This is a genomic window from Vicinamibacterales bacterium, assembly GCA_036504215.1.
GTDB lineage: Bacteria > Acidobacteriota > Vicinamibacteria > Vicinamibacterales > Fen-181 > FEN-299.
The window spans coordinates 44,072-57,899 of sequence record DASXVO010000035.1; the positions used below are offsets into that span (position 1 = coordinate 44,072).

General features: G+C 67.4%; 9 protein-coding genes. 2 read left to right on the forward strand and 7 right to left on the reverse strand.

Features of this window, described 5'->3' with window-relative positions; genetic code table 11:
• The first annotated feature begins 58 nt into the window (after positions 1-58).
• Both VGK32_08885 and VGK32_08890 read left to right on the forward strand, forming a co-directional pair.
• Positions 59-802, forward strand: a complete 744-nt coding sequence (locus VGK32_08885; protein ID HEY3381870.1) for an ABC transporter ATP-binding protein — start codon at positions 59-61, stop codon at positions 800-802.
• On the forward strand, positions 799-2,523 hold the full coding sequence (locus tag VGK32_08890) for a putative ABC exporter domain-containing protein (protein HEY3381871.1): 1,725 nt from the start codon (positions 799-801) through the stop codon (positions 2,521-2,523). Before VGK32_08885 ends, VGK32_08890 begins: the two co-directional genes overlap by 4 nt.
• A gap of 17 nt (positions 2,524-2,540) precedes the next feature.
• Here the strand turns inward: VGK32_08890 and VGK32_08895 are convergent, their stop codons facing one another.
• The 7 genes from VGK32_08895 to VGK32_08925 all read right to left on the reverse strand — a co-directional run bounded on the left by VGK32_08895 (position 2,541) and on the right by VGK32_08925 (position 13,814).
• A complete protein-coding gene (locus VGK32_08895) occupies positions 2,541-5,936 on the reverse strand; it encodes a tetratricopeptide repeat protein (GenBank protein HEY3381872.1) in 3,396 nt (1,131 codons plus the stop codon).
• A 164-nt stretch (positions 5,937-6,100) separates the two neighbouring features.
• Positions 6,101-6,808, reverse strand: a complete 708-nt coding sequence (locus tag VGK32_08900) for a lytic transglycosylase domain-containing protein (GenBank protein HEY3381873.1) — start codon at positions 6,806-6,808, stop codon at positions 6,101-6,103.
• A 144-nt stretch (positions 6,809-6,952) separates the two neighbouring features.
• Positions 6,953-8,047, reverse strand: a complete 1,095-nt coding sequence (locus tag VGK32_08905; GenBank protein HEY3381874.1) for a hypothetical protein — start codon at positions 8,045-8,047, stop codon at positions 6,953-6,955.
• A 76-nt stretch (positions 8,048-8,123) separates the two neighbouring features.
• On the reverse strand, positions 8,124-9,200 hold the full coding sequence (locus VGK32_08910) for an SPFH and helix-turn-helix domain-containing protein (protein HEY3381875.1): 1,077 nt from the start codon (positions 9,198-9,200) through the stop codon (positions 8,124-8,126).
• Between the two features lie 43 nt (positions 9,201-9,243).
• Positions 9,244-11,934, reverse strand: a complete 2,691-nt coding sequence (gene alaS / locus VGK32_08915; GenBank protein HEY3381876.1) for an alanine--tRNA ligase — start codon at positions 11,932-11,934, stop codon at positions 9,244-9,246.
• 234 nt (positions 11,935-12,168) lie between these two features.
• Positions 12,169-12,666, reverse strand: coding sequence for a regulatory protein RecX (locus VGK32_08920; GenBank protein ID HEY3381877.1), 498 nt, complete (start codon positions 12,664-12,666; stop codon positions 12,169-12,171).
• Positions 12,667-12,668: 2 nt separating this feature from the next.
• A complete protein-coding gene (locus VGK32_08925) occupies positions 12,669-13,814 on the reverse strand; it encodes a type IV pilus twitching motility protein PilT (GenBank protein HEY3381878.1) in 1,146 nt (381 codons plus the stop codon).
• Positions 13,815-13,828 lie beyond the last annotated feature (14 nt).

Consider the following 13,828-nt stretch of genomic DNA (forward strand, 5'->3'; position numbering starts at 1 on the left):
GCTGCCGGCGCTGTCGCCTCTGTATCGAGCATCGATTCCCGTACTACAATGGCGACACATGATCGTTGTTGAACGCCTGACCAAGATGTACGACGACTTCACCGCGGTGGACGGCCTGTCGTTCGCCGTCAGCCGAGGGGAAGTCGTCGGTCTGATCGGACCGAACGGCGCCGGCAAGACCACCACGCTCAAGTGCGTCGTCGGCATTCAGGCGCCGAGTGCCGGGTTTGTCCGGATCGACGGGCACGACATCGTCACCGACCCGATCGAGGCGAAGCGCCGACTGGCCTTCATGCCGGACGAGCCGCAGTTGTTCGAGTACCTCACCGTGCGCGAGCACCTGAGCCTTGTCGCACGGCTCTATCGGGTCACAGATGCCGCCGCCCGCGTGCCCGGTCTGCTCGACGAGCTGGAGTTGACCGGCAAGGAGAAGGCACTGCCGGGGGAGCTTTCCCGTGGCATGCGCCAGAAACTCGTCATCGCGTGTGGTCTGCTGCACAGCCCGGACGTTCTGCTGTTCGACGAGCCCCTGACGGGTCTCGATCCGATCGGCATCCGACGCATGAAGCAGAGTATCGTCGCCAGGGCAAAGGCCGGCGCGGCGGTCGTCGTGTCGTCGCATCTGCTCCACCTGGTCGAGGAGATCTGCACCCGCATCGTCATCATCAACAAGGGGACGAAGATCGCGGACGGAACGCTCGCTGAACTCGCGGCTCGGTCCGATCTGGCGGCGGCCGGATCAGACCTCGAGCAGATCTTCCTGCGAGCGACTGGACACGCCGACGAGACGAAATCGCCATGACGGGCGTGTTCCTGTTCGTCACCGCGTGCACGCTGAAGAACCGGCTGCACCGCCGGCTGCGGCGTCTCCGCGAGCCCCGGTATGCGGCCGGGCTCGTGGCTGGCCTTGCATATCTCTACTGGTTCCTCATCCGCAACCAGTTCCGCAGGGCGGGAGCCGGCCGGCTGCCGATCGAGCGCCTCGACGGCGTCCTCGCCTCGGCCGGACCGTATCTGGTCGTCGCCGGCGCGTTCGGTCTCTGGCTGGCCGCGGCCCTCGCCTGGGTGTTCTCGGCGTGGAAGCCGTCAATCACCTTCACACCGGCCGAGGTGCAGTTCCTCTACACCGCACCGGTCGGACGCCGACGGTTGCTCAACTACAAGCTCCTGCGGATGCAAGGCGGCATCATATTCGGCCTCTCGATCGCCGCGCTGTTCTCGGGCGCGCTCCGGGCGGCCATGTCCGGGCGCTGGTCGTTCGTACTTGGTGGGTGGCTGTTGTTGTCCACGATAGCCCTGCACGCGGTCGGGATCAGCCTGACGAAGGCGCGGCTCTCGACGGGTTCGTTGAACGGCGCGACGCGGCTGTGGACCGCGTGGCTGGTGCCTGGTTTCACGGGAATCGTGTCAGGCGTCGTCCTGTCGGTCGTGGCTCTCCACGCGAGAGAATGGGCCAAGCTGCAACCCCTCGACGCGGCCAGGGATGCGCTCGGTCACGCCGTCTCCGGTCCTGCGGCCGCGGCGCTCTGGCCGTTCAAGGCCGTGGTGGCTCCGCTGCTCGCGGTCGAACCGGGTGCGTTCGTCCCGGCGCTGGTGCCTGCGCTGTTCGTCCTGGCGCTCAACTACGTGTGGGTCATGATGTCGGATTCGGTGCTGAGCGAGGCCGTCGTGGCGGCGGAATCGCAGCGCGCGCGGGGGCGCCGGGCGGCACCAACGGCTGTCGTTCGCGGTGAGCCGTTCTCGCTGCGGGTCGAGGGACGCCCGGAACTGGCCGTGGCCTGGAAGAACTTGATTCTGCTCAGCCGCTACGCATCCATATGGACCGTCGTGCGGGTGCTGGTGCCGGTCCTGCTTCTCGGTGTCGTCCTCGGGACCGGCCGCTCGGCCGGTGTGCTCGCGCCGGTCGCGCTGGCCTTGCTTGGGTTCGCCGCGATCCTCGGCCCCGACATCGTTCGCAACGACCTCCGGGACGACCTGCCGCGACTCGCCGTGCTGAAGACCTGGCCGATGTCCGCCACGAGTCTCCTCGTGGGCGAGTTGCTGGCACCAACGCTCGTGCTGACCGTCACCATCTGGTTTCTGGATGCGCTGGCGCTCACGCTCTCGTCCGGACTCCGCGCGGGACCGCACGCGCTCATCGATCGGGTCTTCCTGGCCCTGGCTGTGGCCATCGTCGCACCGATGTTGGCGGTCGGGAGACTCGTGATCCAGAACGCGGCGGTGATTCTGTTCCCGGGCTGGATCCCGACCGGTGGAGCACGGCCACGCGGCATCGAGGCGATGGGACAGAACATGCTGACGTTCGCCGGGACGTTCGTGGTCCTGGTGCTCGGGGTACTACCGCCCGTACTGGTGTCCGGCGGGCTCGGCTTCGTGCTGTGGATGTGGCTCGGGTGGGCGGCGCTGCTGCCGTCAGCGGCCCTGTTCGCCGGCGTGCTCCTGGGCGAGGCCGCGTTCGCGGTGGCGGTGCTCGGCCGCTTGCTGGGCCGGACCGAGCCCAGCCAGGTCGAGGTCGAAGAGTAGCGGGCCGTCTCTCGAGTCTACCGGCCCCCAATCACCATGAAGCCGGCCCAGTGGTACGGATGGCGCGTTGCCGGTTGCGCGAGCGTTGATTTCATCGCGCGCTGCAGCGAGAACGCCACCTCGGGTGGCGCGGGCCTGGCCGTTCGGGACGGTGTGAGGAACGACCGGTAGAAGGCCGCGATCACGGGAAACCCGGTGGCCGGCGGCAGCCAGCGGTTGATGGCTACTTGCGGCGTCCCCGCGACGAACAGCGACCAGAACAGGGTTGTCAGAGCATCGCCGCCTCCGTTCGGGCCCAATCCCGCCTCGACCCTGGTCAGCACCGCCACCGTTGCCGGCAGTTCGCAGTCCATGAACGACGCGATCTCGGTGAGACCGTCGGCGCCATCCGTATCGCCGTCGGGGGCCATCGCCAGCAACGAGTAGAGCGGAGCGGCCTCGCTCAAAAATCCTGGGACCGCGACATGGAGGACGGACCCGGTCGCCACGCCCCGCGCCACCTGGGACCATCGCGCGTCGCCGCGGAAGAACATCTTGCGCCGGACCTGGGCGAAGAGCAGCGAGGCTCGACGTACCTCTCGCTCGGCGCTCGCGGGCGACTTGGAAGCCGCGGTTGGCCTCAGCAAGGCGAGGCGGCTCGTGGCGGCTGGGCCGAGCAGCGGGTCAGCGAACGCGACGAGCGATGTGGGAGCGCGTGGATCGGGCGTGGAACCGGCGACCGTCACGAGCGACGTCAGCGAGGGTGCGTAGGAGATTGCGGCGCCTTCGATGAGATAGTGGCCCGAGGGCGTGACGAGCGCCTCGAAGGGGAGCAGCCAGAGGAACGCGTCGGGGATGATGATGATCCGCTTGCGGCCCTCGATCGCGGCCTGGACCGGTGCGAGCAGGAGCGAGTGCAGGTCCTGAGAGAGCGCGTCAACGCCGTCACCCTGGTTTGCGATCGCGTCGCGGAACTTGCGCACTTGCTGCGCCAGTTGATCCGCTCTCACTTCGATCGTGGCCACCTGCAGCAGGCTGGGCGGCGCGGAGGCCGTCGCCCGACCCACGGCGAACACCCAGGTCCGCGCGTCACTGACGGCGAAGGCCAGGATGACGGTCGAGGGCAGACGGAGCAGCGGAGCGACTCCCGACACACCAATCGCGTCGTTCTGTGCGCGCTGCCCGCGGAGCGCCCGATGTGAATCGTAGAGAGTCTGCCGCAGCTTCTCGCGCTCGCGCTCGAGTGTGGAGAGCTGGCCGGCAAGCGTTCGCACGCGGTCGGTGTCGGGGTGTGCGCGTCCGCGCTCGCGCCGTATCTTGACGCCGACCGTCCTGGCTTCGCGCATGAGCCGTCGTTCCTCGTCGCGCTCGGCGGGTGTCAGACCCTTGCTGACGACCATGCCGCCTTCGCCGAGTTGATCGGCGAGCGCTCGCTGCCGGCCCCGCTCGGCCCACACGAACGCCTCCTCCGTGCGACCCGATCCGACGAGCAGATCGACCAACGCCAGGTACGGCGCACGACGATTGTCGAAGAACGTCTCGGCAGCCGGGCCGAGCGGCACCTTCGCCAGCGCGGCCACCGATTCCTCGAGGGCAGCCAGCGCCTGATCGTTCCGGCCCGCTTTCTGGTGTGCCTTGCCAATGACCGTCTTGGCATACGCCACGGTGTCGAAGTGCTCGATGGACGTCGCAACCTCGGTCGCGCGGGTCGCCGCGGCCACCGCGTCTTCGGCGTGACCCTGTTGGAGCGACGCATTGGCGCGCAGCGCCAGCGCCGTGGCGATGGCCGATTGTTCCTTGCTGGCTTCCGAGATGGTGAGACTCCGCTCGTTGGCAGCAATCGCCTCGTCGTACCGGCCCCGCGAGGCGTGGAGGACGCCGATGTGGATCAGCGTCCACATGACGCCGGGGTCGTCCTTCAGTCTCTCGCGGAGGGCGAGGCTCCGCTGGTACTCGGTCAGCGCGAGGTCGGCGTCTCCGAGCGCGAAGTGCGCCCCGCCGAGACCACCCAGGTCGCGTGCGATGCCGGCCTCGGCGGCGTCCGCCGCGTTCCCGCCTCCTTCATCGAGCGTGAGTGCCTGCTGGTACTGCTCGATCGCCCGTTCGAAGCTCCGCTGCAGGGCGTGGAGTTGGCCGAGCGCGAACCGGGCGCTGGCCCGGTTGACCGGCAGCCGCAGGCGGTCGTACTCCGCGACGCACTTCGTCTGGTACTCGAGGGCTCTCGCCAGATCCCCCTGCAGGCGGAAGATCTCTGCGATGCCGCCCAGTGCCCTCGCAACGCCGTTCCTGTCCTTGGTGGTCTCGCTCACGGCGAGCGCGCGTCGCCAGGCGTCCGCCGCGGCGGCATACTCGCCCTGTTCCTTGTTGACCAGCGCAATCGCCTGATATACGCCCGCGGTCGTGTAGATCTGCTTGGCCCGATCCATGACCGCGAGCGCCCGCTGATAGTGCTCGAGCGCGCGGGAGAACTCGGTCTGCATGTAGAGCGCATTGCCGAGCCCTTGTAGCGCGGACGCCATGCCGGCATCGTCGTTCAGCCGCTCGAACGGGGTGAGCGCCCGTTGATACAGGTCGGCGGCGCGCACGAAGTCGCCGGCCGCGTACGCGAGGTTCGCGAGATTGGCATCGCAAGCAGCCGCATCGCCGTCGCTCCCGTCGGCGACGAAGGCCTCGCGAGCCGACGTAAACGCGCGTCCGGCTTCGTCGCGGCGACCCGACATCATCAAGATGGATCCGGAGTTCAGCTGCGTCCGGCCGAGCACGCCCTGGTTGCCGAGAGTCCTGGCCAGCCGGCCCTGCAGCCCCAGGATCTCGAGGACGTCCTCGAACTTGCCTTGACTCTGCAGCCTCCCTGCCTCCAGCCCAAGGCCTGTCAGCGTGTCGTCCGACGCCAGATCGGGTTCGCGGGCGAGGAGCGCGTCCCGCTGGTCCGCGGGAACTCCGAGCAGCCTGGCCGCGAGCTGTGGCGCGGCAGACGCTTCGTTCCAGATCTTCCAACCGTCGTCGCCCTCGAGAAACGTGAAGTCACGGATGCGGCGCTCGTGGCGGATCCGCCCCGTCTTGGCGTCGGTGACCGTCAGATCGATCACCGCCCGCGCGCGGCCGCCGCCGGGGTCCGCCGAGACGTCTCGGAGCGACAGTGTGTCGAGCGCGACGGACCGCAGATCGAATTCCAGGAGGACGATGTTTCGGCCGTAGCGAGCGGGGCCGCGCACGTGCCAGCAGGCCGCCATGGCCTCGATGTCCTTCCGGACATACGCGTCGAAGTAACGCTGGAGCAGCCCACGGAATGCTGCCTCAGGAGCCTGCGCGCCAGCGGCCGGCACGGCCAGGGCGGAGGAGGACTGGGCTGCTGTTGTGGACGGGATGGCCAGACACGCTGCCAGGAACAGGATCCATACGAGGCCAGAGCAGAGTTGATGTCGGCGCCGCACGTCGCCTCCTCGGCTGGTGAGCAGGAACGGGATCTCAGTCGTGTTAGACGCCGTCGACCGGCAAATGGCCCGGGGCAGGAGGAGAGCGGCGTGCGAAGGCAGGAGAACGGCGCAGCAACACCGCTGTCAGGACGCTGGCTGGGATGGAGTTCGCAAGCCTCGGGCTAACGCGGATTGTCGACGATCTCGTAGGCGCCGGACGCGGGCTTCATGTCGGAGTAGTGCGGGATGGTGCGGCCGTTCACGACCGCAAGGGTCTTGTAGATCGGGCGCGTGACGGGTGCGACGCCAACCGATGTTCGCGTCTTGACCTTCCGGACGTAGTCTCTCGTCTCGCGATAGGGGGGAACCGTGTTCCCGTAGCGTCCCACCGCCTCGGGGCCCGCATTGTAGGCCGCCAGCGCAAGCTCTTCGTTGTTCTCGAACCGATCGAGCAACCGACGCAGGTATGCGACACCGCCGCGGATGCTCTCTTCCGGATCGTAGGGACGGCGAACGCCGAGCAGTGCGGCCGTGGACGGCATCAACTGCATGAGGCCCATCGCGCCCTTCGGGGACCGGGCGCGCGGATTGTAGCCCGATTCGACTTGGGCAACCGCCCGAACGAGGTCCGGTCGGACCCGTTGGGCGCGTGCGTGCTCGACGATGAGCGAGTCGTAGGCGTCGCGGTTGACCGTCGAGGCCGGTCTCGTGACGCGGAGATCGGGGCTGGCGTGCGGGACCTCGAACGTCCGGACCGAGGTGGAGGCGTCCGCAGGCGCGTGATCGGACAGCACGAGGGTGCCGTTCGCGTTCCGCCACGTGTAGATCTGCGCGCTTGCCACCGAAGCGGTCGCCAGAGTCATCACGAGCAGGACGAACGTCCGCAGCAAGTACACCTCGGATCGTATTATCGGCAGATTGGAGAATTTCTGTACCCCCCCTCGAGAAGGAGCCAGCGGTAAGGGGTTGGGCGCGGCATGGCGCGCCCTGATCCGGAATCGAGAATTGAGAAGCGAACGCCGGGAGACCAGAGCCTACTTCTGCGACAGCATCAGGATGATGAGCGCGACGATGACGGCCAGGGCGACAGCCGCGACAATCTTCCAGCCGCTCTTCGGGTAGCGGCCGGCAATCGCTCCCGTGTAGCCGTTGGCGACGACCTGGTACGCCTTCCGACCGTACGTGTAGGTGAGCAGCCAGATCGGCACGAGGATGTGCTTGAACGTCAGTCCTGAGTACTCCGGCTCAATCTGCAGGTTCCTCTGCGTGTCGCCCGGCACCTCGCGTGAGCACAACTGCATCAGTTCGGCGCGCATCTGCTCGCGCGAGGCGTTGGCCGCGTCCAGCAGCACGACCTGGTAGTGTTCGACGACGTAGCCGGACAGGTAGGCCGTGTCGTACGCGACGAGTTCCGTGGTTGGGAACGGTTCCACGCCCCTCAACAGCGACGAATCGACCCCCCGACTTCCTGGCACCAGCTCATCGTCGAACACGTGGGAAATCTCGCCGCTTGCCGATTCCCACCTCACGCGCTGCACCTGCCGTGTCTGGGTGCGGCCGTCCGAGTCTCGGTATTCCTCCGTGACGTAGTAGTAGTAGCCGGCTTCCGCCGTCCACGGGCAGCGCGCCTGCGCGTCGAACGTCCAGTAGGGAATGTAGAGGCCCTTGATTTGGTCGACGAGCGCGCTACCTTTGAGCGCGCCTGGCGCGAACCAGCGGCTGCCGTACCACTGCCGCATACTGTCACGGACTTGTGTCTGCGACACCTTGAACGGCAGCAGGCTCTGCGGACGGATCGGGGACTTGATCTCCTGGTAGTCCACGAGCGCCGGCGAGCCGCAGAACTCGCAGTTCTGGCCGACGCGGGCGGGGTCGTAGACCATCACCGCCTTGCAACTCTGGCACTGCACGGTGCGGCGTTCGAGTTGCCAGCCGCGCTCGTCCTCCGGCATCGCCCGAAGCGCCGAGACCAGGTCGAGTTCCTGGATCGCGCCCGTGTTCTGATCGATCTTGTACGGCGACTCGGTGCCGCAGAACGGGCACACGAGCCGCTGTTTCGCCGCATTCCACTCGGCCTGCGCCCCGCAGGCCGGACATGCATGCTTCTCGAGCGCGATGATTTCGGGCATAGAAGTCACACGGGGCACGACGTGTTGTGCCCCGCCTGCGCAACGTGCTCATCGATCCACGGCCAGGAGCCGCGCCCTACTGGGCCAGATACGCGTCGAGCGCGGCCTTCGTGATGCGGAAGCTGCTGCCGATCTTCTTGGCCTTCAATTCACCCGACTCGATGATGGCCATGACGTCGGCCTCGGGAACACCGAGGCGCTTGGCAACGTCTGGCGGCGCGAGCAGTTCGGCGGCCGGAGCCGCGGCCGGCGCCGTCGCGGCCTGGGCGGCGCCCTGTGCGGCGGCCTGGCCCCCCGGCGCGGGGCTCATCCCCTGTTGCATCATCTGCTGTGCGATGCCGAAGCCAACCGCCAGCTCTGCCGCCATCCCGCCGCCACCGGCCGTCCCCGATTCCATCCCCTTGCCCATCTGGTACTTCACGAAATCGTTCAGGTTCCCGATCGCTGCCATGCTGGATCGCTTGTCGATCGCCTGTTCGACTTCCGGAGGGACGGACACGTTCTCGACGACGAAGCTGGTGATTTCCAGGCCGTACTTCTCACCGACGATCGGGTTGATCAGCGGGAGCAGTGCTTCGCCCAGCTCGCTGTACCGGGTAGCCACGTCGAGCGCCGGCACGTGCGAGGTGGCGAGCGCCTCGCTGAAGACGCTGACGAGTCGAGACCGCATCGTATCGGCGAACTCGTCGAGCCGGAAGTGCTGATCCGATCCGGCGACTTCCTTGAGGAACAGCTTGGGTTCGACGATCTTGAAGTCGTAGATGCCGAACGCCCGCATGCGCACGACGCCGAAGTCCTGGTCGCGCACCATGATCGGGTTGGCCGTACCCCACTTGTTGCCGGTGAAGAGCCTCGTGGCGAGGAAGTAGACGTCCGCCTTGAACGGCGAGTTGAAGCCGTACTTCCACGAGGCGAGCTTCGTCAGGACCGGGATGTTGTCGGTGGTGAGCGTGTGTTTGCCAGGCGCGAACGTGTCGCCGAACTGCCCGAGGTAGAGGAACTGTACGAGCTGCGACTCCCGCACGATCAACTGAGCGCCGTTCTTGATCGCCTTGTCCTCGTCCGGGTACCGGTAGGACAACGTGTCCCGGGAATCGTCCGTCCACTCGATGACGTCGATCAGTTCGCCCTTGATGAAGTCGAACACACCCATGGCGCGCTCCTTCTGTGAGGCTCCTGGCCCCTGGCTTTCGATCTCAGCCCTTGATCATCTCTTCGACGACTTTCCTCGCCTCCTGCAGCATCTGGTCGATGCCGCCCGGGTTCTTGCCGCCCGCTTCCGCGAAATCGGGCCGGCCGCCGCCCCCGCCGCCGACGAGCGGCGCGATCTTCTTGACAATCTGACCAGCGTGCAGCTTCCGGACGAGATCGGCTGTCACCGAGACCACCATCGACACGCGGCCCTCGTTCTCCGACGCGACGACCACGACGCCGCTCTGCAGTTTGCTCTTCAGCGAGTCGGCGAGCTGGCCGAGGCCGGCCTTGTCGAGGCCCTGCACCCGCCGCGTCACCAGCCTCGTGCCAGCAACCTCGATCGTATCGTCGTCCGCGGTGCCGCTCGTGCCGCCGCCGCCCATCGCCACCTTCATCTTCAGCTGGCCGTTCTCGCGAGCGAGGCGCTTGGCCTCGGCGTGCAGGCGCTCGATCGCTCCGACGGCTTGATCGGACGGCGCTTTGAGCGCCTCCAGCACGGCGTCGAGTTGCTGCCGCTGATGCTGGTGCAGTTGCAGGGCGCCCGCGCCCGTGAGCGCCTCGATGCGGCGTACGCCGGCGGCGACGCCGCCCTCCTGCGCGATCGTGAACAGGCCGATGTCGCCCGTCGCCCGGACGTGCGTCCCGCCACAGAGTTCCATGCTGAAGCCGGGCACCGACACCACACGCACGCTGTTGCCATACTTCTCGCCAAACAGCGCCATGGCGCCGGCGGCAATCGCCTCGTCGGTCGAGCGTACCTCGGTTTGGACGGCGGTGTTCCGCCAGATCTCCGCATTGACGATACGTTCGATCGTCGCGAGTTGTTCGGGCGTGAGCGCCGCGTAGTGCACGAAGTCGAAGCGCAGCCGCTCGGGCGAGACCAGCGAGCCCCCTTGCTTGACGTGCGCGCCGAGCACCTGGCGCAGCGCGGCATGGAGCAGGTGAGTGGCCGTATGGTTGCGACGGATGGCGTCGCGCCCGGTCGCATCGACCTCCGCGGTGACGAGATCGCGCTCCCGGAAGGCGCCGGTCTCGACGTGCACGCGGTGCAGCCGCGGCCGATCGCTGCCGGCACGGACGAGCCCCTCCACGCGCGCCCGGCCCGGGCCGGACTCGCTGACGATGACGCCGCGGTCCGAGACCTGTCCGCCAGACTCGACGTAGAAAGGTGTCGATCCCAGTGCGACGTACCCCGAGCGCCCTTCGGTCAGCGCGGCGACCGTCTGGCCGTGCTCGTCGAGCACCGCGAGGACGGGTACGCCCTTCACGGTCGTTGTCGAATAGCCCTCGAAGACGTCGGCGGTCCCGCGCAGCGATTCGGTGGACGTTTCGAACGCCTGCGTCTCCGATTTTGCCGCGCCGAAGCTGCTCCGGGCGCGCGCCTTCTCGCGCTGCGCCTCCATCGCCCGCTCGAAGCCTGCGCTGTCGAGGGTCAGATGTCGCTCGGAGGCCATGTCCTCGATGAAGTCGAGAGGGACGCCGAAGGTGTCGTACAGCTTGAAGGCCTCGTCGCCGGGTACCAGCGCCTTCGCGGCCGCAGCGCGGTCGAGTACGTCCTCGAGCCGGGGGAGGCCCATGGTCAGCACCGACTCGAACCGTTCTTCCTCGGTCCGCACCATCCGCTCGACATAGTCCTGCTGCGCGCGCATTGCGGGATACGCGTCGCCCATCTCGCGGGTCAGCACGTCGACGAGGCGGTGGAGGAAGGGTTCGGTCATGCCCAGTCGCTTGCCGTGACGCATCGCGCGACGCATGATCTTCCGCAGCACGTAGCCGCGCCATTCATTCGACGGCACGACACCGTCGGCGATGAGGAAAGCGGCCGCGCGGGCGTGGTCGGCGACGACACGCATGGAGACATCGTTGCCCGACATCGAGCCGTCGTATCGAGTGTGGGCCAGCTCGCCGATGGCCGTGAGGATCGGTGTGAACAGGTCGGTGTCGTAGTTCGACAGCACGCCCTGCAGGACGGCGGTGATCCGCTCGAGGCCCATGCCTGTGTCGATCGAGGGTGCCGGCAGAGGCGTGAGCGTGCCGTCCGACTGGCGGTCGAACTCCATGAACACGTTGTTCCAGATCTCGACGTAACGATCGCAGGAGCAGGCCACGCCCTTGCACTCGGGTTCGGAGCAGGGCAGGTGACTGCCGCGGAAGTAGTGGACCTCGGAGCAGCGGCCGCACGGGCCCGTGTCGCCCATCGCCCAGAAGTTGTCGGCGGCGCCCAGTTCGCTGATCTTCTCCGCTGGCAGGAACGACCTCCACAGGCCGTACGCCTCGTCGTCGCGGGGCACGCCGTTCTCGCCACCGAACACTGTCGCGTGCAGACGCTCGGGCGGCAGCTTCCACTCCTCGGTCAGGAGCGTCCAGGCGAAGGCGATCGCGTCGGCCTTGAAGTAGTCGCCGAACGAGAAATTGCCGAGCATCTCGAAGAACGTGTGGTGGCGGAGCGACGGCCCCACGTTTTCGAGGTCGTTGTGCTTTCCGCTGACACGCATGCACTTCTGCGAACTCGTCGCTCGCTTGTAGTCGCGGGTCTCCTTGCCGAGGAACAGGTCCTTGAACTGGTTCATCCCGGCGTTGGTGAAGAGCAGAGTCGGGTCGTTCCCGGGGACAAGCGGCGAACTCGCCACGATCCGATGGCCGTGACGCGCGAAGAATTCGAGGAATGAGGCGCGGACTTCGTTCGAGGTCATAGGCGTACCATTCTAGCAGCAGGCCGCTTGGCCCCGCAGAGAAGGACGCCACTGAGACACGGAGAACGCCGAGGCGCCAGTCCCCGGCCCTTTGCGGCGCGATCGACCTCCGGTCGACCGCGCGCACATGGCGCGCCGACGCGCCGGACTACCCAGTGTCCTCTGCGACGTCTGGGGAGAACGTCGTCACGGGGGCAGGCGGGAAGGGCTTTCCCGGTCGCCGTGTGCGCGCCCTCATTCCGGCTCGTCCTCCGGCACGACGTCCCGCTTGGCGCGGGCCTTCAGCGCGGTGATCACGGCCGAGGGGGAGAAGCCCTGGCGGACGAGCGCCTGCAGCAGGCGGCGAAAGTGAGCGGCGTCGCGAATGCGGGCGGCGGGACCGCGGAGGCGGCGGCCGAGGGCGCGCTCGAGGAGGGCGGATTCGTCCAGCGCACCGAAGACCTCGTCGAGCGCCTCGTCGGCGACGTCGGTGGCGATGCCGATGGCCTGGAGGTGGCGACAGATGCGGGCTCGACCGCGCGACTTGATCTTGGCCTCGGTCAGGGCGGCGTTGCGAGCCACGCGTCGATCGTCGACCGCGCCGACCTCGCGCAGCCGCGACACGGCTGACTCAATCGCCTCCGCGGCGTGCTCACGACGTGCCAGCCGCTCGCGCACCTGTGCCTCGGACAGCTCCCGCCGCGCCAGCATCGCCAGCCCCGCCGCATACGCCGCCCGCACGGGGTCGCTCATGCCTACCGTCCGAAGCGCTGGATGTCCTGCTGGTTCATGCCCGCCCTCGTCATCTCGTCGCGGGCGGCGTCAGACGTCATCGCGATGCCCTGGACGCGCAGCTTGAACTCGTCCACGTTGGACGCCCAGTGCAGCGCCTCCTCGTACGACACGATGCCGGCCTCGTAGAGGCTGAAGATCGACTGATCGAACGTCTGCATGCCGTACTGCGACGTGCCCGCGGCGATCGCGCCCGGGATGAGGTGCGTCTTCTCCTTGTCCACGATGCAGTCACGGATGAACGGTGTGGAAATCATCACCTCGACCGCCGCGCACCGGCCGTTGCCGTCCGACCGCGGGATCAGGCGCTGCGAGATGACCGCCTTCAGGACCGACGCGAGCTGGAGGCGCACCTGCTTCTGCTGGTGGGGAGGGAACACGGCAATGATACGGTTGATCGTCTCGGTGGCGTCGAGGGTGTGGAGGGTCGAGAAGACCAGGTGGCCGGTCTCGGCGGCCACCAGCGCCGTCTCAATCGTCTCGAAGTCGCGCATCTCGCCGACGAGGATGACGTCCGGGTCCTGGCGGAGCGCGCTCCGCAGCGCGTAGGAGAAGGATTGCGTGTCCACCGCCACCTCGCGCTGGTTGACGATCGATCGGTTGTCCCTCTGCAGGAACTCGATCGGGTCCTCGATCGTCATCACGTGGACGCAACGGGTGCTGTTGATGTGATCGACCATCGCCGCGAGCGTCGTGCTCTTGCCCGAACCCGTGGTTCCTGTGACCAGCACCAGTCCGCGGTCTCCATCGCCGATTCTCGCGAGCACGCCCGGCAGACCGAGTTCCTCGATCGACTTGATCCGCATCGGGATCACGCGCAGGACGAGGCCAATCGACCCGCGCTGCTGGAACACGTTGCAGCGGAATCGTCCGAGGCCGGGCACGCTGTAGGCCAGGTCGACCTCCTGTGCCTCCTTGAACTTCTGGCGCTGGGCGCTCGACATCACGGCGGCCGCCATCGCGACGGTGTCCTCGTGCGTCAGCCGGTTGTCCTCAGCGGCCGGCGTCAGCACACCGTTCACCCGCATCATGGGAAAGCTCCCCACCTTGAGGTGAAGGTCGGACGCCCCGTGATCCACGGCGAACTTGAGCAGATCGTTGACGTGCATGGATGCCCCGAAAG

Excerpts from the sequence above, each read along its gene's own strand:
- VGK32_08885 (HEY3381870.1), top strand. The coding sequence starts at position 59 with ATGATCGTTGTTGAACGCCTGACCAAGATGTACGACGACTTCACCGCG.
- VGK32_08890 (HEY3381871.1), top strand. The coding sequence starts at position 799 with ATGACGGGCGTGTTCCTGTTCGTCACCGCGTGCACGCTGAAGAACCGG.
- VGK32_08905 (HEY3381874.1), bottom strand. The coding sequence starts at position 8,047 with ATGCCCGAAATCATCGCGCTCGAGAAGCATGCATGTCCGGCCTGCGGG.
- VGK32_08910 (HEY3381875.1), bottom strand. The coding sequence starts at position 9,200 with ATGGGTGTGTTCGACTTCATCAAGGGCGAACTGATCGACGTCATCGAG.
- alaS (HEY3381876.1), bottom strand. The coding sequence starts at position 11,934 with ATGACCTCGAACGAAGTCCGCGCCTCATTCCTCGAATTCTTCGCGCGT.
- VGK32_08920 (HEY3381877.1), bottom strand. The coding sequence starts at position 12,666 with ATGAGCGACCCCGTGCGGGCGGCGTATGCGGCGGGGCTGGCGATGCTG.
- VGK32_08925 (HEY3381878.1), bottom strand. The coding sequence starts at position 13,814 with ATGCACGTCAACGATCTGCTCAAGTTCGCCGTGGATCACGGGGCGTCC.